This is a genomic window from Methylovirgula sp. 4M-Z18 (assembly GCF_037890675.1).
GTDB lineage: Bacteria > Pseudomonadota > Alphaproteobacteria > Rhizobiales > Beijerinckiaceae > 4M-Z18.
Genome location: NZ_CP149574.1, coordinates 4,371,025 through 4,392,475, shown reverse-complemented (window position 1 = coordinate 4,392,475; position 21,451 = coordinate 4,371,025). Strand labels below are relative to the sequence as shown.

Below are 21,451 nucleotides of genomic sequence, written 5' to 3'. Positions count from 1 at the left end.
CGGCAAAACGCTCCTTTGGCGCGATTCCCGCGACGTGAACCTTCACTCTCGAGGTCTTCTCATTTGAGCGGACTAGATCGCGTCCGCTGGGGCTTGTCAACGAAATGTTGAAAGTGCAATTATTTCGGGATGGAAATATTATAGACGCCAGATCAATGGGTTACGATCCTAGTGTGGAGTGACCATTTGACCTATGGCTGGATGAGGTCAAAAATGGCCACGACACCCTAGGGAAACGAGGCGAGGTCGCGCATGACGTACCGGCTGTCCAATTCCTTGCCCTATTTGGTGACACGTGCCGGCATTCGTGCCCGCGACTTGTTCAATCAGGTCGCGAAAACCCACGGTTTGACCGTACAATCCTATCGGGTTTTGGCGGCGTTGCTCGAAGAGGGGCGGCCCGTGCGCCTCGGCGAACTGGCCGAATTGACCGCGATCGACCTCTCCACCCTGTCCCGTACCGTTGCCGACATGCACCGCAATGGCCTCCTAATCCGCGACCGGCCGGAGCGCGATCGGCGCAGTTTGCAGGTGCGGCTGACACCGCTTGGCCGCACCTTGGTCTTGCGGTTGACGCCGGTTGCCGCCCGTTTTGAAGAAGTCGAGACGACGGGATTGTCGCAGCGCGAAATCACCGCGCTGAAAGCTACGCTCAAGCAGCTCTACCGCAATGTCGACCGGCTGGAAGAGGAGTTGATGCGCAAAGGGATGGCACGCACGGAAGCCGAGCCCGCCGACGAGATGCAGGCCAAGCTCGCCGGGCTCCACGATACGACGACTTAGATGAAATTGTTGGCGATCCCGGCGAGATCCACGCTGGCTTGCCGATTTTGCTTGCACCGCATCGCGCTTTTCCTATATAAGCGCCGTACATTGTAAATCTCTTAGTGGCATCCGGTCACTAGTTGAGAGTGGGCTCCGCGAGGGACCCGCTCTTTTTTATTGCCGGCGCCCCGGACTCTCAGATGAGCGAGCAAAAGCCTGAAATTCCCGATCTTTTGACCGAGCCGCGCCTCGTCAGCGAAACCGGCGTCGCAGCCCGCGTAGCGCATATTGCCGAGCCGGTTTTGCGCGATCTCGGCTACCGGCTGGTGCGCGTGAAGATCTCCGGCAACAACGGCTGCACCGTGCAGATCATGGCGGAAAAGCCGGACGGCACGATGATGGTCAGCGATTGCGAGGCGGCGAGCACCGCTCTGTCGCCCGTGCTCGATGTGGAAGATCCGATCAAGCAGGTTTATCATCTCGAAATGTCCTCGCCGGGCATTGATCGGCCGTTGGTGCGCGTGTCGGATTTCGCCCGCGCGGTCGGCCATGAGGCGCGGATCGAATTGGCCGCCGGTCTCGATGGCCGCCGCCGGTTCCGCGGGATCATCGAGGCGGTCGAAGGCGATGTCGTGGTGGTGCACCGGCTTGAAGTCGGCCCCGGCGAAGACGAGATGGTGCGGCTGCCGCTCAACGATCTCAGCGACGGCCGTCTGGTGCTGACCGACGCTCTGATCCGCGAGGCTTTGCGCGCCGGCAAACATGCGGACGAGGCGGACGACCAGACCGAAGACGAAGCACCGGAACCCGAGATGCCGAAGAAGGGACCGGGCCGGTTCGCGGCCCGCAATGCGCAAAAATACAAGGCCAAGCCCATGTTGCCGGCCGGCGTGCAGATACGCCGCCCAACGGCGCCGGGCAAGCCGACGAAGTAAGAGTTTAAAGGAACGAGGAGAAAAAACATGGCCATCAGCGCCAACAGACTCGAACTGCTGCAAATCGCCGATGCGGTCGCGCGCGAAAAATCCATCGACCGCCAGATCGTTCTGGCCTCGATGGAAGACGCACTGCAAAAGGCGGCACGTTCGCGCTACGGCCAGGAGACGGAAGTGCGCGCCGAGATCAATCCGAAGACCGGCGAGACGCGCTTCTCGCGCCTTCTGCTCGTCGTCGAGCAGATCGAGAATGACGCGACGCAAATTCTCCTGACCGAAGCGCGCAAGAAAAACCCTGCGGCGCAAGTCGGCGACTGGATCGCCGAAACCTTGCCGCCGTTCGATTTCGGCCGCATTGCCGCGCAGTCGGCGAAGCAGGTCATCGTGCAGAAAGTGCGCGAGGCCGAGCGCGATCGCCAATACGAGGAATTCAAGGACCGTATCGGCGAGATCGTCAACGGTGTCGTCAAGCGCGTCGAATATGGCAACGTGGTCATCGACCTTGGCCGTGGCGAAGCCGTCGTGCGGCGCGACGAACTCATTCCGCGCGAAACCTTCCGCCCGGGTGACCGCATCCGCGCCTATGTCTACGACGTGCGGCGCGAGCAGCGCGGCCCGCAGATCTTCCTGTCGCGCACGCATCCGCAATTCATGGCGAAGCTGTTCGGCCAGGAAGTGCCGGAAATCTACGATGGCATCATCGAGGTGAAATCGGTGGCGCGCGATCCGGGTTCGCGCGCGAAGATCGCTGTGATCTCGCGCGATTCCTCGATCGATCCGGTCGGCGCCTGCGTCGGTATGCGCGGCTCGCGCGTGCAGGCGGTCGTCGGCGAATTGCAGGGCGAGAAGATCGACATCATTCCCTGGTCGCAGGATGCTGCGACCTTCATCGTCAATGCGCTGCAGCCGGCGGAAGTCGTCAAAGTGGTGTTGGACGAGGATTCCGAGCGCATCGAAGTGGTGGTGCCGGACGATCAGCTTTCGCTTGCCATCGGCCGCCGCGGCCAGAACGTGCGCCTTGCCTCGCAGCTCACCGGTTGGGACATCGACATTCTGACCGAGGCCGAGGAATCGAGCCGCCGGCAGAAGGAGTTCCAGGAACGCACCAGCGTCTTCATGGAAGCGCTCGATGTCGACGAAGTGGTCGGCCAACTGCTTGCCTCGGAAGGCTTCCGCTCGGTCGAGGAACTCGCTTTCGTCGAAACGTCGGAACTTGCATCGATCGAAGGCTTCGACGAAGACACGGCCTCGGAGATTCAAACCCGCGCTCGCGATTATCTTGCGCGCATCGAGGCGGAACACGATGCCAAGCGCAAGGAGCTCGGTGTCGCCGACGACTTGCTCGAGATCGACGGCATGACGAGCGGTATGCTGGTCAAGCTCGGCGAGAACGACGTGAAGAGCGTCGAGGATCTCGCCGGCTGCGCAACCGACGATCTCGTCGGCTGGAGCGAACGCAAGAACGGCGAAACGGTGAAGATGGCGGGCTTCCTCGACGGATTCGAACTGTCGCGCGAAGCCGCCGAAGCGATGATCATGCAGGCGCGCGTCAAGGCGGGCTGGATCGAGGCCGCGCCGGAAGCGGCTGCCGAAGAGGAAGATCATCAACCCGGCGAAGCGTGATTAATCGAGCCCTTCTCCCATCGGGAGAAGGAGACGCGCGGCGTTTTCACAAAACAAATGAGATAGACTGGAAATAATGTCCGACCTTTCCGCAGATGCGCTCGATGACGGCAAGCCTGCTGGCGGCTCCGAGCGCACCTGCATTGTCTCGCGCGCGACGCTGCCGCCCGCGGCGATGATCCGTTTCGTCCTTGCGCCGGACGGCGAGGTGACACCGGACATCAGGCGGAAATTGCCGGGGCGTGGCGTTTGGGTCACAGCGCGCGCGTCGGTCTTGGCTGAGGCTTTGCGCAAGAAAGCCTTCGACAAGGCCTTTAAAAAATCCGTTCGCGCACCAGATAAGCTCGTATCCCTCGTCGATCATCTTCTGGAGCAGGACGCGCTGCAGAGCCTATCTATGGCCAATAAGGCGGGCGTCGTCACCACCGGCGCCGCCAAGATCGAGGCGGCTCTGGTCAAAAAAACGCTTGCCGCAGTGCTTCATGCGGCGGACGGCAGTGCTGACGGGGTACGGAAGTTACGGCAGGTCTTGCGGCGGCAGCTCGGGGAGGCGGGAAACGCCATCGCCGAGATCGGCGTGTTTTCGTCGGTGCAATTAGATTTGGCCTTGGGGCGGGTAAATGTGATACATGCCTGTCTCGATGCCTCTCCGGTCGCCGACGCTTTCCTCAATCGCGCCCGCAGATTGCAGGATTTTCGCGAGGACCCGGCGCGAGCTGAGCCTTAAGGCTTAATTTTTGCTTGGCGACGCTCTTGCAAAAACGAACGCGGCGGCGCAAGAGAACGCACCGACGTGCGGCGGCACGGAGGTGCGGCGGAATTATGATCATTTGGGCCTCTGAAAGGCCCCGAGGAATTGGGAACGTATGACGGACACGAAAAACAACGGTGACAAGACCCTGACGGTCGCCCCGACCAAGACGCTGAGCTTGAAGCGTCCGGTCGAGCAGGGCGTCGTGCGTCAGAGCTTTTCGCATGGTCGCAGCAAGGCCGTTGTGGTTGAAAAGGTCAAGACGCGCGTCCTGCCGACGACTGGCGCCAAGCCCGCCGCCGCGCCGGCCCCCCAGCCCGTGACGCCGCCGCCGGCTCCGCCGGTGCTGCCGCCCGCGAGTGTGCAGGCGCCGCCGCCCGTGATGGCGCAGATCGTCATTCCGGCCGCGAAATCCGCGCCGCCGTCGCCCCGTCCCGTCGCTGCCCCGAGCACGCCCGCGCCGGCAGCGCCCGCCGCACCGCGCGGCCCGACCGTATCGGCGGCGCCCACGGCGCGTGCAACTCCTGCGCCGCAAGCGCGCGCGGGCACCGCGGCGCCGGCTCCGAGCCGCTCAAATGGCAACCGTCCGGGCCAAGGCCGCCCGACCAATGCGCCGCGTCCGCAGACCGGCGTCGTTTTGCGGACGCTGACCGACGAGGAGCGCGAGGCACGCACCCGCGCGCTCGCCGATGCTGGCCGCCGCGAGGAAGAAGACCGGCAGCGGCAGCAAGCCGAAGCTTCGGCGCGCGCCGAACGCGAAGCACGCGAGAAGGTCGAGCGCGAGGCGGCAGAAGCCCGCAAGCGCGAGGAAGAGGCGCGCCGCGCCCATGACCTCGAAGCCAAGCGCCGGTCGGAGGAAGAGGCCAAGCGCCGTCTGGCCGGCGGCCAGCCAGTGCAGTCGACCTCGGTCCTGCCGCCGAAAGTGCCGAAGGCAGCCACGACCACGACAGCCGGCGCAACCGCGACGGCGCCTGCGGGACGTCGCCCGGTGCAGGCGGAAGAGGACGAAACCAAGCGTACCATGGTGCGCCGCCCCGGCGCGGTTGCCGCGCCGAAGGTTGTGCTGCCGCCGCGTCCCGCCAAGGGCGCCGAGCCTAAGATGCGCGGCCGTTTGACGGTGCACAATGTCGGCCAGGAGGAGGAAGAGCGCACCCGTTCGGTCGCCGCCTTCAAGCGCCGTGTCCAGCGCTTGCACCGCGGCCATGTCGAGCAGAAGGAAAAGATTGCGCGCGAAATCGTGTTGCCTGAGACGATCACGATTCAAGAGCTCGCCAACCGCATGTCGGAGCGCGGCGTCGACGTGATCAAATTCCTGATGAAGCAGGGCCAGATGCATAAGATCACCGACGTGATCGATGCCGATACGGCGGAGCTCATCGCGGAAGAAATGGGGCACACGGTGCGCCGCGTCGCCGAATCCGACGTGGAAGAGGGACTTTTCGACACTGTCGATGAGGCAAGCGATACGGTTTCGCGTCCGCCGGTCGTGACCATCATGGGCCACGTCGACCACGGCAAGACCTCGCTGCTCGATGCGATCCGCCACGCCAATGTGGTGTCGGGCGAAGCCGGCGGTATCACCCAGCATATCGGCGCCTATCAGGTTGTCGCTCCGAGCGGCCTGCCGATCACCTTCATCGATACGCCCGGCCACGCTGCCTTTACCGCCATGCGCGCCCGCGGCGCCAAGGTCACCGACATCGTGGTGCTGGTGGTCGCGGCGGATGACGGCGTGATGCCGCAGACGATCGAGGCGATCAACCACGCGCGCGCGGCGAAAGTGCCGCTCATCGTGGCGATCAATAAGGTCGACAAGCCGGATGCCCATCCCGAGCGCGTGCGCACCGAATTGCTGCAATATGAAGTGCAGGTGGAAAGCCTCGGCGGCGATACGCTCGAAGTCGAAGTGTCCGCCAAGCAGAAAACCAATCTCGACAGATTGCTCGATGCCATTGCTCTTCAGGCGGAAGTGCTCGAACTCAAGGCCAATCCGGACCGCACCGCGGAAGGCACGGTCATCGAAGCGCGTCTCGATCGCGGCCGCGGCCCGGTTGCGACCGTGCTTGTGCAGCGCGGCACGCTGCGCGGCGGCGACATCATCGTCGCCGGCACCCAATGGGGCCGCGTGCGTGCATTGCTGGACGACAAGGGCGAACATGTCACCGAGGCACCGCCGAGCTTCCCGGTCGAGGTGCTCGGCTTCAACGGTGCTCCGGAAGCCGGCGACCGCGTGGCTGTCGTCGAAAACGAAGCCCGTGCCCGTGAAATCACCGAATACCGCCAGCGCCTGAAGCGCGACAAGGCGGCGGCTTCGGGCGGCACGGTGCGCGGCTCGCTCGCCGATATGATGAGCCAGCTCAAGACTGCCGGCCGCAAGGAGTTCCCGCTGCTCATCAAGGGCGACGTGCAGGGCTCGGTCGAAGCGATCATTTCGGCGCTGGAGAAGCTCGGCAACGACGAGGTTCGCGCCCGCGTCATCCATGCCGGCGTCGGCGGTATCTCCGAATCCGACATGACGTTGGCGGAGGCCTCCAACGCGGCCGTCATCGGCTTCAACGTGCGCGCCCACAAGGAAGCGCGCGAGGCGGCCGAACGCCTCGGCATCGAGATCCGCTATTACAACATCATCTACAATCTCGTGGATGACGTGAAGGCGGCGATGTCCGGCCTGCTGGCGCCGACGTTGCGCGAAACCATGATGGGCAATGCGCTCATCCTGGAAGTGTTCAACATTTCCAAGGTCGGCAAGGTGGCCGGCTGCCGCATCACCGACGGCAAAGTCGAGCGCGGTCTCGGCGTGCGCCTCATCCGCGACAATGTCGTGGTGCACGAAGGCAAGTTGTCGACGCTCAAGCGCTTCAAGGACGAGGTCCGCGAGGTGCAGGCCGGCCAGGAATGCGGCATGGCGTTCGAAAATTATCAGGATATGCGCGCCGGCGACATCATCGAGTGCTATCGCGTCGAGGAAGTGAAACGGTCGCTTTAAGGAAACCATTGGGGCCGCGGGCTTATTGAGCCCGCTGGTCCGGCTGCAATTGATGCGGGCTAACCGCGTCGTGCAGCGCCTTGCGGGCGGATCATGCCTGCGGTCCCGGTGCAGGAAATTCAATCATGTCAAGACAACATCACAATGGCGGCGAGCCGTCCCAGCGCATGTTGCGCGTTGCCGAACTCGTGCGCCAGGTCATGTCGGAACTGCTGGCGCGCGGCGACATCAACGATCCGATTCTGACCAGCCACGTCATCTCGGTGCCGCAGGTGCGCATGTCGCCCGACCTGAAGCTCGCCACGATCTATGTCATGCCGCTTGGCGGCAAGGACGTGAAAGAGGTGGTGCAGGCGCTCGAGAGCCACAAGAAATATCTGCGCGGCGAGATCTCGCAAAAGATCAACATGAAATTCGCGCCCGAAATCCGCTTCCGCGCCGATGAGGCGTTTCAACAGGGCGCGCGCATCGACGAGATTCTCAATTCCGACAAGGTGAAGCGCGACACGGCGCAGCCCGACGACGAGGCGGACCCGTCTGCATGAGCGCGCCCCGCTCCACGCGCGTCGAGGTCAACGGCTGGGTCATTCTCGACAAGCCCTATGGCATGACCTCGACCCATGCGGTCAGCCAGCTCAAACGAATTTACAACGGCAAGAAGGCCGGCCATGCCGGCACGCTCGATCCGCTCGCGTCCGGCATCCTGCCGATCGCCTTCGGCGAGGCGACGAAAACCGTGCCCTTCGTGCAGGACGGGCAAAAGGCCTATCGGTTCACCGTGCGCTGGGGCGCGGAGACGACGACCGACGATACCGAGGGCAGCGTGACGCAAACCTCGGACATACGGCCGAGCGTGGCGCAGATCGAGGTTGCGCTGCCGCATTTCATCGGCGAGATTCTGCAACGGCCGCCGGCATTTTCGGCGATCAAGGTCGGCGGCGAGCGCGCCTATGATCTGGCGCGCGATGGCGAAGAAGTCGTGCTCGAGGCGCGGCCAATCACGATCCACGATTTGCGGCTCGTCGACAGCACGGCGGACGAAGCAGTGCTTGAGGCCGAATGCGGCAAGGGAACCTATGTGCGCGCCCTGGCGCGCGATCTTGGCCGCATGTTCGGCTGCTATGGCCACGTCACGGCGCTGCGCCGTACCCGCGTCGGCCCCTTTACCGAACTCGATGCCGTGCCGCTCGACGAACTCAAGGCCTCGGCCGAATCGGCGGTGCACGCGTTGCTTCCGGTCGAAACAGGCTTGAGCGAACTTGCGTGCGTCATCGTCGACCGCAATGGCGCAGCGCGCTTGCGGCGCGGCCAATCCCTCATTCTACGCGGTCGCGATGCGCCGGCCGAGGGCGAGACGGTCTATGCCGCATGCGGCGGCGTGCCCGTCGCCTTTGGCGTCGTCGACCACGGCCAGCTCGTGCCGAGCCGGGTGTTCAATCTACCGGAATGAAACAGCACTGGTGCGGCGCAAAACATTTGTGGCCGTGCCGTTTGAGACGGCTACGCTGTCATGCCGGGCGTGGCCCGGGATCCAGAGCCGCATAACGGCGGATTGAAAATTATCCCCACGGCACAGCTTCTTTCGCCCGCCAGAGGCCTTCATCAGCATCGGATTCCGGCTCAAACGGGGGATGATAATCGCCGCCGTCCACCGACAGCCGCGCACGGGCGCGCGATGGTTAAAAATTCCTTTCATGCCTGCAAATAGGGCCTAACTTGCATTCGGCCGCGTGTCTTTGCCCGTCGCAACGCATGCAAGACACCGACACAATCCCCAGAATCCCCAGCAAATGCAGGCAGCAGCGATTTTTTTGAATTTTTTTTGAAAATTGCGCTTGACGGTTCGCGGGGCCAGGGCCTATACACCCGATCACTGACGGCGCGCCGCTGACGCGGCCAGCGCGGTGATAGTGCTCCTCGACTTGATCGGGCGTTTGTAATCCAGCCGGTTATGCTGGATGACAAAGTACTGTTGCCAAATGCCTTAGGTTGAGAAACCTTTGATGTTTCGTTTCGCTGTATGACAATTGAATCGGAAGAAAGAGAAACGCAGGCGGCGTAGTCCTTGCGGATCGGTCGGAAGATCGGTCGTACGAGACTATGACAGTCGCGTTTACTCAAGACATCGTAGGCATGAGCCTTGGATTTAGGTCTGGGGCTGTGATTGCCAAAGATGTGCTTGGGAACTCGTCAGAGTAATAAACAAAGTGACTAGTCAGATCAAATCTCTGGTGGATTGAATTCCACCTTTAACTTGAGAGTTTGATCCTGGCTCAGAACGAACGCTGGCGGCAGGCTTAACACATGCAAGTCGAACGGGCATAGCAATATGTCAGTGGCAGACGGGTGCGTAACACGTGGGAACATACCTTTTGGTTCGGAATAACTTGGGGAAACTTAAGCTAATACCGGATAAGCCCTTCGGGGGAAAGATTTATTGCCGAAAGATTGGCCCGCGTCTGATTAGCTAGTTGGTGAGGTAATGGCTCACCAAGGCGACGATCAGTAGCTGGTCTGAGAGGATGATCAGCCACACTGGGACTGAGACACGGCCCAGACTCCTACGGGAGGCAGCAGTGGGGAATATTGGACAATGGGCGCAAGCCTGATCCAGCCATGCCGCGTGAGTGATGACGGCCTTAGGGTTGTAAAGCTCTTTTACCTGGGAAGATAATGACTGTACCAGGAGAATAAGCCCCGGCTAACTTCGTGCCAGCAGCCGCGGTAATACGAAGGGGGCTAGCGTTGTTCGGAATCACTGGGCGTAAAGCGCACGTAGGCGGACTTTTAAGTCAGGGGTGAAATCCTGAGGCTCAACCTCAGAACTGCCTTTGATACTGGGAGTCTTGAATTCGAGAGAGGTAAGTGGAATTGGTAGTGTAGAGGTGAAATTCGTAGATATTACCAGGAACACCAGTGGCGAAGGCGGCTTACTGGCTCGATATTGACGCTGAGGTGCGAAAGCGTGGGGATCAAACAGGATTAGATACCCTGGTAGTCCACGCTGTAAACGATGAATGCTAGCCGTTGGGGAGCTTGCTCTTCAGTGGCGCCGTTAACACATTAAGCATTCCGCCTGGGGAGTACGGTCGCAAGATTAAAACTCAAAGGAATTGACGGGGGCCCGCACAAGCGGTGGAGCATGTGGTTTAATTCGAAGCAACGCGCAGAACCTTACCAGCTTTTGACATGCCTTGGACGGATACTGGAGACAGTTTCTTCTCTTCGGAGCCAGGGACACAGGTGCTGCATGGCTGTCGTCAGCTCGTGTCGTGAGATGTTGGGTTAAGTCCCGCAACGAGCGCAACCCTCGCCCTTAGTTGCCATCATTCAGTTGGGCACTCTAGGGGGACTGCCGGTGATAAGCCGCGAGGAAGGTGGGGATGACGTCAAGTCCTCATGGCCCTTACAGGCTGGGCTACACACGTGCTACAATGGCGGTAACAATGGGACGCGAAAGGGTGACCTCTAGCAAATCTCAAAAAGCCGTCTCAGTTCGGATTGTACTCTGCAATTCGAGTACATGAAGTTGGAATCGCTAGTAATCGTAGATCAGAACGCTACGGTGAATACGTTCCCGGGCCTTGTACACACCGCCCGTCACACCATGGGAGTTGGTTTTACCCGAAGGCGTTTCGCTAACCGCAAGGAGGCAGACGACCACGGTAGGGTCAGCGACTGGGGTGAAGTCGTAACAAGGTAGCCGTAGGGGAACCTGCGGCTGGATCACCTCCTTTCTAAGGATTGCTTCTTATGATGAGGGTCATTTTGATCTTCACTATCGAGCGATTTTAGAACAACAGCATCCAGTCAGGATGCAATTGCGGGACGACGCCGTCTACGCTTCTCTTTCTTCTTTTACGGACATCAGACGTCGAGCGGCGGGTGGGAACATTCGTCTGGATCGATCGTCATCCTTTTGTCCTCCGGCAAGGGCTTGTAGCTCAGTTGGTTAGAGCGCGCGCTTGATAAGCGTGAGGTCGGAGGTTCAAGTCCTCCCAGGCCCACCATTGGTTGTGAGGGGCAGTAGCTCAGCTGGGAGAGCGCCTGAATCGCATTCAGGAGGTCATCGGTTCGATCCCGTTCTGCTCCACCATTTTTAACGAGTTGGTGTCGAGGGAAGTGGGTGCTGACTAAGGGGCTGTAGCTCAGCTGGGAGAGCGCGTGCTTTGCAAGCATGAGGTCATCGGTTCGATCCCGTTCAGCTCCACCATCAGCTTGAGATTGCTGGAATGATATCCGTAAAATTTAAGTTTCGCGAAGCATGGAAGATTTAGATCTTCGGCGTCGCGGGTTATCTGACATCGTGAAGAGGAAATGCATCTGGTTAGCGCCAGTAAAGAGTGAGCTTGCGAGCTTGCGCTTTATGGGCTGTCTAAGCACCAGTCGTGAGTGAGCCTTGACCGCACACTCCCGGATGCATTTGAAGTAAACTGGTCTAAGTCGAGAGATTGCAACATATCTCTCGCAAATGAAGATCGTGTCCAAGATGGTCCGTTCGCAAGAATGGCCGTCGACCACGCCGAGTGGTTGGGCATTGATAATGAGATCGATCAAGTGTCATAAGGGTATTCGATGGATGCCTTGGCGCTGAGAGGCGATGAAGGACGTGGTACGCTGCGATAAGCCTTGGGGAGCTGCGAACAAGCTTTGATCCGAGGATCTCCGAATGGGGAAACCCACCTTCGATCTTTGTAATTCCGAGGATGCCTGCCGGGCACGATCGGAATACGCGTGTGAGGCCTGCCTCATTCGCGTGAAAAGAAGTCCATCTTCGGACTTACAAAGATCATCAAGAAGGTATTTGTACCTGAATACATAGGGTACAAAAGCAAACCTGGGGAACTGAAACATCTAAGTACCCAGAGGAAAGGACATCAACGAGACTCCGTTAGTAGTGGCGAGCGAACGCGGATGAGGCCAGTGCCTTTGTTTTTCTAAGTGGAAAAGGTTGGAAAACCTTGCCGCAGTGGGTGATAGCCCCGTACGCGTTTCGAAGAATGAAGGACATGAGTAAGGCGGAACACGTGCAATTCTGTCTGAAAACGGGGGGACCACCCTCCAAGCCTAAGTACTCCTCAGCGACCGATAGCGAACAAGTACCGTGAGGGAAAGGTGAAAAGCACCCCGACGAGGGGAGTGAAATAGTTCCTGAAATCGGATACCTACAAACAGTCGGAGCCCGCAAGGGTGACGGCGTACCTTTTGTATTATGGGTCAGCGACTTAATTTAACGAGCAAGCTTAAGCCGATAGGTGTAGGCGCAGCGAAAGCGAGTCTGAATAGGGCGTGAAGTTCGTTGGATTAGACCCGAAACCTAGTGATCTAGCCATGAGCAGGTTGAAGGTGCGGTAACACGCACTGGAGGACCGAACGGGTACCTGTTGAAAAAGGTTCCGATGACTTGTGGTTAGGGGTGAAAGGCCAATCAAACTAGGAAATAGCTGGTTCTCCGCGAAAACTATTTAGGTAGTTCCTTGCGTGAATACTCCAGGGGGTAGAGCACTGGATGGGCTAGGGGGACTCACCGTCTTACCAAACCTAACCAAACTCCGAATACCTGGAAGTAGTGCGCAGGAGACACACAGTGGGTGCTAACGTCCATTGTGGAGAGGGAAACAACCCAGACCAACAGCTAAGGCCCCTAATTCGTGGCTAAGTGGGAAAGGATGTGGAAATCCCAAAACAACCAGGAGGTTGGCTTAGAAGCAGCCATCCTTTAAAGAAAGCGTAACAGCTCACTGGTCTAAACAAGGGTTTCTGCGCCGAAGATGTACCGGGGCTCAAGCCACGAGCCGAAGCTTTGGGTTTGCACTATGTGCAAGCGGTAGCGGAGCGTTCCATAAGCCGCTGAAGGGACAGCCGTGAGGCATCCTGGAGGTATTGGAAGTGCGAATGCTGACATGAGTAACGACAAACACTGTGAAAGACAGTGTCGCCGAAAGTCCAAGGGTTCCTGCGTAAAGTTAATCTTCGCAGGGTTAGCCGGTCCCTAAGGTGAGGCCGAAAGGCGTAATCGATGGGAACCACGTTAATATTCGTGGGCCAGTGGGTGGTGACGGATTGCGAAAGCTGTACGGGATTATTGGATTTCCCCTGCAGCCTGGCGGTTCCAGGAAATAGCCCCCACATCAGACCGTACCCGAAACCGACACAGGTGGACTGGTAGAGTATACCAAGGCGCTTGAGAGAATGATGTTGAAGGAACTCGGCAATTTACCTCCGTAACTTCGGAATAAGGAGGCCTTCCGTTCGGGCAACCGGGCGGGAGGGGCACAGACCAGGGGGTGGCAACTGTTTAGCAAAAACACAGGGCTCTGCGAAATCGCAAGATGACGTATAGGGTCTGACGCCTGCCCGGTGCCGGAAGGTTAAGAGGAGGTGTGCAAGCACTGAATTGAAGCCCCGGTAAACGGCGGCCGTAACTATAACGGTCCTAAGGTAGCGAAATTCCTTGTCGGGTAAGTTCCGACCTGCACGAATGGCGTAATGACTTCCCCGCTGTCTCCAACATCAGCTCAGTGAAATTGAATTCCCCGTGAAGATGCGGGGTTCCTGCGGTCAGACGGAAAGACCCCGTGCACCTTTACTGTAACTTTGCACTGGCATTCGTGTCGGCATGTGTAGGATAGGTGGTAGTCTTTGAAGCGTGGGCGCCAGCTCGCGTGGAGACACCCTTGAAATACCACCCTTATCTATATGGATGTCTAACCGTGACCCGTCATCCGGGTCCGGGACAGTGCATGGTAGGCAGTTTGACTGGGGCGGTCGCCTCCCAAAGAGTAACGGAGGCGCGCAATGGTGGGCTCAGAGCGGTCGGAAATCGCTCGTTGAGTGCAATGGCATAAGCCTGCCTGACTGCGAGACTGACAAGTCGAGCAGAGTCGAAAGACGGTCATAGTGATCCGGTGGTTCCTCGTGGAAGGGCCATCGCTCAACGGATAAAAGGTACGCCGGGGATAACAGGCTGATACTTCCCAAGAGTCCATATCGACGGAAGTGTTTGGCACCTCGATGTCGGCTCATCACATCCTGGGGCTGGAGAAGGTCCCAAGGGTTCGGCTGTTCGCCGATTAAAGTGGTACGTGAGCTGGGTTCAAAACGTCGTGAGACAGTTTGGTCCCTATCTGCCGTGGGCGTAGGAGTATTGAGAGGATTTGACCCTAGTACGAGAGGACCGGGTTGAACACACCTCTGGTGGACCTGTTGTGGCGCCAGCCGCAGTGCAGGGTAGCTATGTGTGGACGGGATAACCGCTGAAGGCATCTAAGCGGGAAACCCACCTCAAGACGAGTGCTCCCTTAAGAACCGTGGAAGACGACCACGTTGATAGGCCGGGTGTGGAAGTGCGGCAACGCATGCAGCTTACCGGTACTAATAGTTCTTCAGTCTTGATCGTCTCATTAATCAATGTCCAACAGACAACACGATCTTCAGCCCAAACCTGGCCTGCCAGGGTTTGCGCCAACCAAGACCGTAAACTTGGTGTTCCAAGGTTTACGGTAAACAAAAAAGACCCAGTTTACTTCAGCTTTGTCCTTCGCCGGCCTGGTGGCTCTCAGCAAGGTGACAAGACGCGATCCCATCCCGAACTCGAATGTCAAACGCCTTCGCGCTGATGGTACTATGTCTCAAGACATGGGAGAGTAGGTCGCTGCCAGGCCTGCAAAGCACAAAGCTAAATCCTCTTAACGATCAGATAACAAACACACACATCCCCGGATCTCACCACACCGGCGCGGGGTGGAGCAGCCCGGTAGCTCGTCAGGCTCATAACCTGAAGGCCGCAGGTTCAAATCCTGCCCCCGCAACCAAATCAACAAAATCAAAAAGCCCGCTCCAAACAGCGGGCTTTTTCGTGTCCACCACCGCGCATCCCCCACATCATAGCCAAAGCCCGACGTCCTGCGATATATTGCTGCGATCGTTCGACAGAGGAATTGCTCAGGTGCGATCAGGATCCGGCTTCGCCAAAATCATTGGTGTTCTCACCTCAGCCTTCGTTCTTGTCGCATTATTGGGTGCGTGGAACGCTTTTGCTGCGGAGCAATCGCCGGATATTCCGGCTTGGCTCGCGGCCCACATTGGCGACGGCAGGGGACAGATTGCATCACCGGTCTTGCAGCGCGCGCGGACGCTTTATTTGCAAAAGGTGAGCGCGGGAAGAGTGAGAAATCCCTGTTATTTCGCCATGGACGCCACGCGTCCCAATGATTCGCCGGGCCGGTTCTATATCGTCTGCGAGGCACAACATGCGTTTCGCGTGATTTCCGCGGGTCACGGCAGCGGTCGCGATTTGGACGGTGCCGCCAATTTCTCGAATGAGCGGGAATGCGCCAAGAATTTCGGCAATGCGATGGATTCCGACCTGACGATGGGCGGCGCCTATGTGACCGATGCGGCAAAAACCTCCTTCAAAGGCTATTACCGCGTCGCGGCGAACCAGGATGCAGCTCTCATGCGCACGTTCATTCCGTTCGATGGCGAAGGCGAGACCGCAAATGCCCGTGAACGGGCGATCGGCGGACATGCCGCGGTGACGTTAAAGAATGTCTGCCTGAAAAGGGAGCTGAACAGTCCTTACGCCGATCGGGATGGCTATGTTCGATTCGGACAAGTGGTGGAATACACCGGCGGCCGCAGCGACGGCTGCACCAGTTGGTCGCAATCGGACATTCAGCAGATCCTTGCGCTGGTGACGGGTGATCCGACAACGCTGTACATCTACCCAAGTGCGGCCGATATCAACGCCGTCGCGCAAGCGGTGGCGGCCGGCCAATCGCCGGTACGTGCGGGATTATATTGGAATTCTTACTGCTTAAGCAAAATTCACGCGCCCAGATTCTGGTCGAGCCAATCGCTTGAGCCGATCATCGCAAGATACAAGCGCGAGCATCCGGCCCCGCCGCCACAACCGACGCCGATTTGCCCTGGACAGTGATTCCGATCTTCCTGGCACGCGCAGCTCTTCAAGTACCGCGCGTGCCAGAACAAATGTCTTGATAAGTTTTTTCCCGGAGCGCCCTCAGGCGGCGCTTACGTCGATCACCGCCTGGGCGAAGTCCCGCGGTGCCTCCTGCGGCAGGTTGTGACCGATACCGCCCTTGATCAGGCGATGTTCGTATTTGCCCGCGAATTGCTTGGCATAGGCGGCCGGCTCCGGATGCGGCGCGCCATTCGCGTCGCCCTCCATCGTGATCGTCGGCACGTGGATGATGGGAGCCTGCGCCAGCTGCTTCTCGAGGTCGTCGTATCGGCGTTCGCCGTCAACGAGGTCGAGCCGCCAGCGATAATTGTGGATCACGATGCTGACATGGTCCGGATTGTCGAAGGCCTGCGCGCTCCGTTCGAAGGTCGCGTCGTCGAAATTCCATTTTGGCGAAGCGGTCTGCCAGATGAGCTTGGCGAACTCCTTCCGATGGGCCTCGTAGCCGGCCTGGCCCCGGCTGGTGGCGAAATAGAATTGGTACCACCAGGACAGTTCGGCTCGGGGCGGCAGCGGGGCCTTGCCGGCTTCCTGGTTGCCGATCAGGTAGCCGCTGACCGAGACGAGCGCCTTGCACCGCTCCGGCCAGAGTGCCGCGATGATATCCGCCGTCCGGGCGCCCCAGTCGAAAGCGGCCAGGACCGCCTGCTGGATGCCAAGCGCATCCATGAGGGCGATGACATCGACCGCAATGGCCGATTGCTGCCCATTGCGCATGGTTTCCCCGGCGAGGAAACGGGTGGTGCCATATCCCCGCAGATAAGGAACGATCACCCGGTATCCCGCCGCCGCGAGGATCGGGACGACCTCCACGAAGCTGTGGATGTCGTAAGGCCAGCCATGCAGCAGGATGACGGCCGGTCCGGTCGGAACGCCCGCCTCGACATAGCCGACGTTGAGCAGGCCTGCGTCGATCTGCTTCACTTGGCGGGCGAAGGCGTCGGCAGCCGGCGCGCTCCCGGCTTTGGCGCGCCCGGTGAGGCCGAGCTGAGCGGCGGCGAAAGTTCCGGCCGCGGCCACGAGCAGTCGGCGGCGGTCGATGGTTTCGGGTGTCATGGGCAGTTCTCCGATGCGGTTTCGATGGCTCTAAGACTGCCACATCGGTCGCCGCTTCGCTTTCAGACGCGCCGGATTTCTCCTTCAGATTGCCTTGATTTTTGCTGTAGGCCGATGAGGGTGTAAGAAGACCGCCCAGTTTGGATCTCTCCCGTGACCTTTCAGTTCGAAAATTTCACCCTCGACGCCGCCCGGCGGGAGCTGCGCAAGGACGGCGATCTCGTCGCGCTTGAGCCTCAGGTCTTCGACTTGCTGCGATTCCTGATCGGCGCGCGCGATCGGGTGGTGAGCCGCGACGATCTGCTGGACGCCGTCTGGCACGGTCGCATCGTCTCGGAAGCGACCCTCAGCAGCCGTCTCAATGCGGCGCGCAGCGCGATCGGCGATACCGGCGCCGAGCAACGCCTGATCCGGACCCTGCCGCGCAAGGGCGTCCGTTTCGTGGGGGCGGTGCGAGAAATCGCCAATGCAGCACAGGAGGCGGAGCGTGAAGCCATGCCCGTCGCACCGCTCGCGTCGCGGGATGGCGCAAGGCCGCCAGGGGTCGCGGTCCTGCCCTTCACCAACATGAGCGGCGATCCGGAGCAGGATTATTTCGCCGACGGCATGGCCGAGGAGATCATTACGGCGCTGTCGCGCACAAGCGGGCTGCTCGTCATCGCCCGCAGTTCCTCCTTCACCTACAAAGGCCAGGCGACCGATATCCGCCAGATCGGTCAGGAGCTCGGCGTGGGCTATGTGCTCGAGGGCAGCGTGCGGCGCGGCCGGGAGCGGCTGCGCATCACCGGGCAGCTCGTTGACGCCGTAACAGGCGCGCATCTTTGGTCCGACCGGTTCGACGGCGATCCGCACGACGTCTTCGACCTGCAGGAACGCGTTGCGGAGAGTGTCGCGGCCGCGATCGAGCCGACCCTGCAAGTCGCGGAGATCGCCCATCTGGACCGGCACAGGCCGGCCCAGCTCGATGCCTACGACTTCCTGCTGCGCGCCCATGCGCTGCTTGCCGATTTTACCGCCGCCGGCATGCAGGGCGCTCTGCAATGCCTCGATCAGGCCCTGGCGGCCGATCCGACCTACGCGCCGGCGATGGCCGCGGCAGCCTATTGCCGGGCGCAATGCCATTTCCAGGGCTGGGCCCAGCAGGACGAGGCGGATCGCGCCGCGGCGGTGCGCCAGGCCTGGCGTTCGGTCGAGCTCGCGCCGAATGATGCGCAGGTGCTCTGGATGGCGGCCTTCGCGATCTGGAATATGGCGCAGACCGAGCGTGAGCGGGCGCGGGATTTGTTCAACCGTTCGTTGCTGGTCAATCCGAATTCCGCCATGGCCCTGACCCTTGCCGGCTGGATCGAGACCATGTGTGGCAACGGCGGCAATGGCCGCGCGATGGTAGAACGGGCGCAGCGGCTCAATCCGCGCGATCCGCGCGGCTGGCTCATGTCCGGCGTCATGGCGCTCGCGGCGGTGATCGACGAGAATTATGCCGAGGCCCTCAGATGGGCGGAGCGTTCGCTCGCGCAGAACCGGCGGTTCGCACCGGCGCTGCGTGTGGTCGCGGTCGCCAATGTCAAACTCGGCCGTCTCGATCGCGCGCGAACGGCCGTCGCGGAATTGCTCGAAATCGAGCCGGGCCTCACGATCTCTGGCTTCTTCGCCCGCATTCCGGTCCCGCTCGAAAGCATGGCGAAGACCTATGCGGATGCCCTGAAAGCGGCCGGACTGCCCGCGTGATCGAGACCGAAACCGTGGCGGTGATTGCGTACTGCATGCCCGATTGCCAAAATGTGGACACTGTGTCTCCGAATATGACTCTTATCGAAACCGGGGCCTCTACCTATTTCTGTCCAAACGAAAGGTAGATGAAATGTCGATACGACCCATAAAGCACGAAAGCATGGCTGTCCCGACGATGGAAGGCGCTGGCGTCAAGCTGCACCGCGTCTTCGGTTTCGGCGATCCGTCGTTGACCGATCCGTTCCTGATGATGGACGATTTCCGTAACGACAATCCGGCCGAATATATCCGCGGCTTTCCCTGGCACCCGCATCGCGGCATCGAAACGATCACCTATGTGCTCGCCGGCACCGTCGAACACGGCGACAGCCTGGGCAATCGCGGTTTGCTCGGCGCCGGTGACATCCAGTGGATGACGGCCGGCAGCGGCATCATGCATCAGGAAATGCCGAAGGGGGATGTCGCCGGCCGCATGCACGGGTTTCAGCTTTGGGCGAATTTACCGTCTTCGCTGAAGATGACGGCGCCGCGCTATCAGGACGTTAAGTCGGCGGATATTCCCGTCGCGATCGATGACGATGGCACGGCGGTGCGGGTTATCTGTGGCAATTTCTGGGGCAAGGCCGGTCCCGTCGACGGGATCGCGGCCGAACCGATCTATCTCGACGTTTCGGTCCCGCCCGGCAAGAAAAAGCGCCTGCCGGTCGATACCTATCGCAAGGCCTTCGCCTACATCTTCGCCGGTTCAGGCACCTTCCGCGACGCGTCGAAGCCTTTCGGCGTGCGGGTCGAGAAGGAGGTCAACGGCGAGGAGGTCAATATTCGCGACATGTCCGGCAATCGGACGCTTGTCGTTTTCGACAGCGGCGACGAAGTGACGGTTCAGGCTGGCGATGAGGGTATCCGTTTCCTGCTGGTGTCAGGAAAGCCGATCGAGGAGCCCGTCGCCTGGCACGGGCCAATCGTGATGAACTCGCGCGAGGAGATCATGCAGGCCATGCGCGAACTGCAGAGTGGCACGTTTATCAAGGCGGCGCACTGATCAACGCGCACTGGACGAACCCCAAACCCCACGCTGCACCCGGATGGCATTCTCAGCCTGCCAGGTGCGGCCGGGGTGTTTAGGCGCTGCAGAATTTTCGCACCCTTTTTGCATGCGGAATAACGCCTTCCCCGGCGTCAGATCCTGACGAGGTTCGCGGTGCCAAGCGGGCCGAAGGGCAGCGAGGTCAGCGGTCCGCCGACGTCGAGCGTGCCGAGGTCGATCGGATAAAAGCCGGTCTGCTCGATGATCTTGCGGACTTTGGCTTTCGCATCGGCCTCGTCGCCCGAATAGAACAGCGCGCGCTGGCCGCCCGCGACCGCCGGCTTAAGCAAGGCCTCGGCGGCGAGATGGTTGAATGCCTTGACGACGCGCGCACCCGGAACAAATGTGCGGAACACGGCGCTGGAGTGCTTGCCGCCAAGATCGATCACCTTGATGCCGTAGGCAGCGAGCGGATTGGTCGGATCCTTCGCGTCGGGCGAGTCGGGGTCGAGGAACGCGACCGGATTGGTGGCGTCGATCACGATCCGGCCGTTCCAAGCGGGCAGCCCGCCCAGCACCTTTTCCAGATCGACCCAGCGCAGGGCCACAATGACGATGTCTGCGCGCGCGGCTTCCGCAAGGCTTCCAGCCATGATCGACGGGCCAAGCTCCTGGACGAGTTCCGCTAGAGAATCCGGGCCGCGGCGGTTTGCGATCGTCGCCGCGATTCCGTTCCCGGCGAGGACGCGCGCAATGTTGGAACCGAGCGCGCCCGCCCCGATGATACCGATACTCATATGTTGCTCCTGTTGATGGCGGGGCGGCGTTGCGTTGCGGACGGCTGCGCCCCGATGCCGTTCGTCTCCTCACGCCCGGCACGAAGTCGGACGATATAATAATGTGTCAATGACATGATTACATTAAACTCCAAAAAAATGCGCATCATGTCCCTGGCAGGCTGAACTTGCCGAGACGCGCCACTTCGGATGCTATGTCGGCGACCGTGACCTTCGCCAATTCGCTCTCGAGCTTCTTCCGGGCACGCTTCAACGTCGGTTGAATCGCCTCCAGAATATTGCCGCCGACCGGGCAGCTCTCGCACGGGGGCGTCCGCGGCAGCGAGAACAATTCCGTGTCCTCGACCGCCTCGTAGACGTCCAGCAATTTGATTTTCTTCGCAGATTTGGCGAGCAGCATCCCGCCGCCCGCGCCAAGCTGCGACCGGGTCAGGCCCGCCTCGCTCAGGCGCGACAGAAGCCCGCGGATCACGACCGGGCTGGTATTGACGGAATGCGCAAGGTCTTCCGAGCGCAACGGCTTGCCATCGCTGACCGCAAGGGCGGTGAGCGTATGAACTGCGACAGCGAAACGCGTGCTCGTAGGCATGGATGACTCCACAAGTGTGTCGATGCCATTATTACATATTATTCGTGCTGTCAAGACGCTCTTGCGGCGTGACCTGCGCCGGCAATGCTGCATGTCGCGGCATGTGGGGGAGAGATCGCCGTCTTACCTTGATCGTCGGGCTCACTCTCAAATAGGTTGAGATCCAGCGCGACGCCAAATACAGATATATTTTGTATTTTCGCCT

General features: G+C 60.2%; 13 protein-coding genes, 4 tRNA genes and 3 rRNA genes. 17 read left to right on the top strand and 3 right to left on the bottom strand.

Translation table 11 applies throughout. The annotated features are described in order from the left end of the window. Nucleotides 1–252: 252 nt before the first annotated feature. The 15 genes from V9T28_RS20235 to V9T28_RS20165 all read left to right on the top strand — a co-directional run bounded on the left by V9T28_RS20235 (nt 253) and on the right by V9T28_RS20165 (nt 16,001). Nucleotides 253–783, top strand: coding sequence for a MarR family winged helix-turn-helix transcriptional regulator (locus V9T28_RS20235; RefSeq protein ID WP_116401766.1), 531 nt, complete (start codon nt 253–255; stop codon nt 781–783). A 182-nt stretch (nt 784–965) separates the two neighbouring features. After that, complete coding sequence (gene rimP, locus V9T28_RS20230; protein WP_116401765.1) at nt 966–1,700, top strand: ribosome maturation factor RimP; 735 nt, start codon at nt 966–968, stop codon at nt 1,698–1,700. 27 nt (nt 1,701–1,727) lie between these two features. Beyond that, nucleotides 1,728–3,323: a transcription termination factor NusA gene (gene nusA / locus V9T28_RS20225; RefSeq protein ID WP_116401764.1), complete on the top strand. Its 1,596-nt coding sequence runs from the start codon at nt 1,728–1,730 to the stop codon at nt 3,321–3,323. A gap of 76 nt (nt 3,324–3,399) precedes the next feature. Next, nucleotides 3,400–4,050 (top strand): RNA-binding protein, encoded by a 651-nt coding sequence (locus V9T28_RS20220; protein ID WP_116401763.1) that lies wholly within the window; start codon nt 3,400–3,402, stop codon nt 4,048–4,050. A 139-nt stretch (nt 4,051–4,189) separates the two neighbouring features. Then, nucleotides 4,190–7,060, top strand: coding sequence for a translation initiation factor IF-2 (gene infB, locus V9T28_RS20215; RefSeq protein WP_116401762.1), 2,871 nt, complete (start codon nt 4,190–4,192; stop codon nt 7,058–7,060). A gap of 125 nt (nt 7,061–7,185) precedes the next feature. Continuing rightward, entirely contained in the window at nt 7,186–7,605 is a 420-nt protein-coding gene (gene rbfA, locus V9T28_RS20210) for a 30S ribosome-binding factor RbfA (RefSeq protein WP_116401761.1), read from the top strand. After that, on the top strand, nt 7,602–8,510 hold the full coding sequence (gene truB, locus V9T28_RS20205) for a tRNA pseudouridine(55) synthase TruB (protein ID WP_116401760.1): 909 nt from the start codon (nt 7,602–7,604) through the stop codon (nt 8,508–8,510). Before rbfA ends, truB begins: the two co-directional genes overlap by 4 nt. Nucleotides 8,511–9,310: 800 nt before the next feature. After that, a 16S ribosomal RNA gene (locus V9T28_RS20200) occupies nt 9,311–10,797 on the top strand. A gap of 196 nt (nt 10,798–10,993) precedes the next feature. Continuing rightward, a tRNA-Ile gene (locus tag V9T28_RS20195) sits at nt 10,994–11,070 on the top strand. Between the two features lie 10 nt (nt 11,071–11,080). After that, nucleotides 11,081–11,156: transfer RNA gene (locus V9T28_RS20190), tRNA-Ala, on the top strand. Nucleotides 11,157–11,197: 41 nt separating this feature from the next. Continuing rightward, nucleotides 11,198–11,273 (top strand) — tRNA-Ala (locus V9T28_RS20185). Between the two features lie 338 nt (nt 11,274–11,611). Next, nucleotides 11,612–14,459 (top strand): 23S ribosomal RNA (locus V9T28_RS20180). 148 nt (nt 14,460–14,607) lie between these two features. Then, a 5S ribosomal RNA gene (gene rrf, locus V9T28_RS20175) occupies nt 14,608–14,723 on the top strand. Together the 16S, 23S and 5S rRNA genes with 4 tRNA genes alongside form the textbook arrangement of a ribosomal RNA operon. Nucleotides 14,724–14,797: 74 nt before the next feature. After that, nucleotides 14,798–14,874: transfer RNA gene (locus V9T28_RS20170), tRNA-Met, on the top strand. 134 nt (nt 14,875–15,008) lie between these two features. Next, nucleotides 15,009–16,001 carry a hypothetical protein gene (locus V9T28_RS20165; RefSeq protein ID WP_116401741.1) on the top strand — a complete coding sequence of 331 codons (993 nt, stop codon included), beginning with the start codon at nt 15,009–15,011 and terminating at the stop codon, nt 15,999–16,001. Nucleotides 16,002–16,085: 84 nt separating this feature from the next. Here the strand turns inward: V9T28_RS20165 and V9T28_RS20160 are convergent, their stop codons facing one another. After that, nucleotides 16,086–17,102, bottom strand: a complete 1,017-nt coding sequence (locus V9T28_RS20160) for an alpha/beta fold hydrolase (RefSeq protein ID WP_116401740.1) — start codon at nt 17,100–17,102, stop codon at nt 16,086–16,088. Between the two features lie 153 nt (nt 17,103–17,255). Here V9T28_RS20160 and V9T28_RS20155 point away from each other — a divergent pair, with 153 nt between their 5' ends. Together V9T28_RS20155 and V9T28_RS20150 are read left to right on the top strand one after the other, a co-directional pair. Beyond that, nucleotides 17,256–18,830, top strand: a complete 1,575-nt coding sequence (locus tag V9T28_RS20155) for a winged helix-turn-helix domain-containing protein (protein WP_116401739.1) — start codon at nt 17,256–17,258, stop codon at nt 18,828–18,830. A gap of 133 nt (nt 18,831–18,963) precedes the next feature. After that, on the top strand, nt 18,964–19,875 hold the full coding sequence (locus tag V9T28_RS20150; RefSeq protein ID WP_116401738.1) for a pirin family protein: 912 nt from the start codon (nt 18,964–18,966) through the stop codon (nt 19,873–19,875). Nucleotides 19,876–20,012: 137 nt separating this feature from the next. Here the strand turns inward: V9T28_RS20150 and V9T28_RS20145 are convergent, their stop codons facing one another. Both V9T28_RS20145 and V9T28_RS20140 read right to left on the bottom strand, forming a co-directional pair. Beyond that, nucleotides 20,013–20,657 (bottom strand): NADPH-dependent F420 reductase, encoded by a 645-nt coding sequence (locus V9T28_RS20145; protein ID WP_116401737.1) that lies wholly within the window; start codon nt 20,655–20,657, stop codon nt 20,013–20,015. Nucleotides 20,658–20,802: 145 nt separating this feature from the next. After that, nucleotides 20,803–21,246 (bottom strand): Rrf2 family transcriptional regulator, encoded by a 444-nt coding sequence (locus V9T28_RS20140; RefSeq protein ID WP_116401736.1) that lies wholly within the window; start codon nt 21,244–21,246, stop codon nt 20,803–20,805. Nucleotides 21,247–21,451 lie beyond the last annotated feature (205 nt).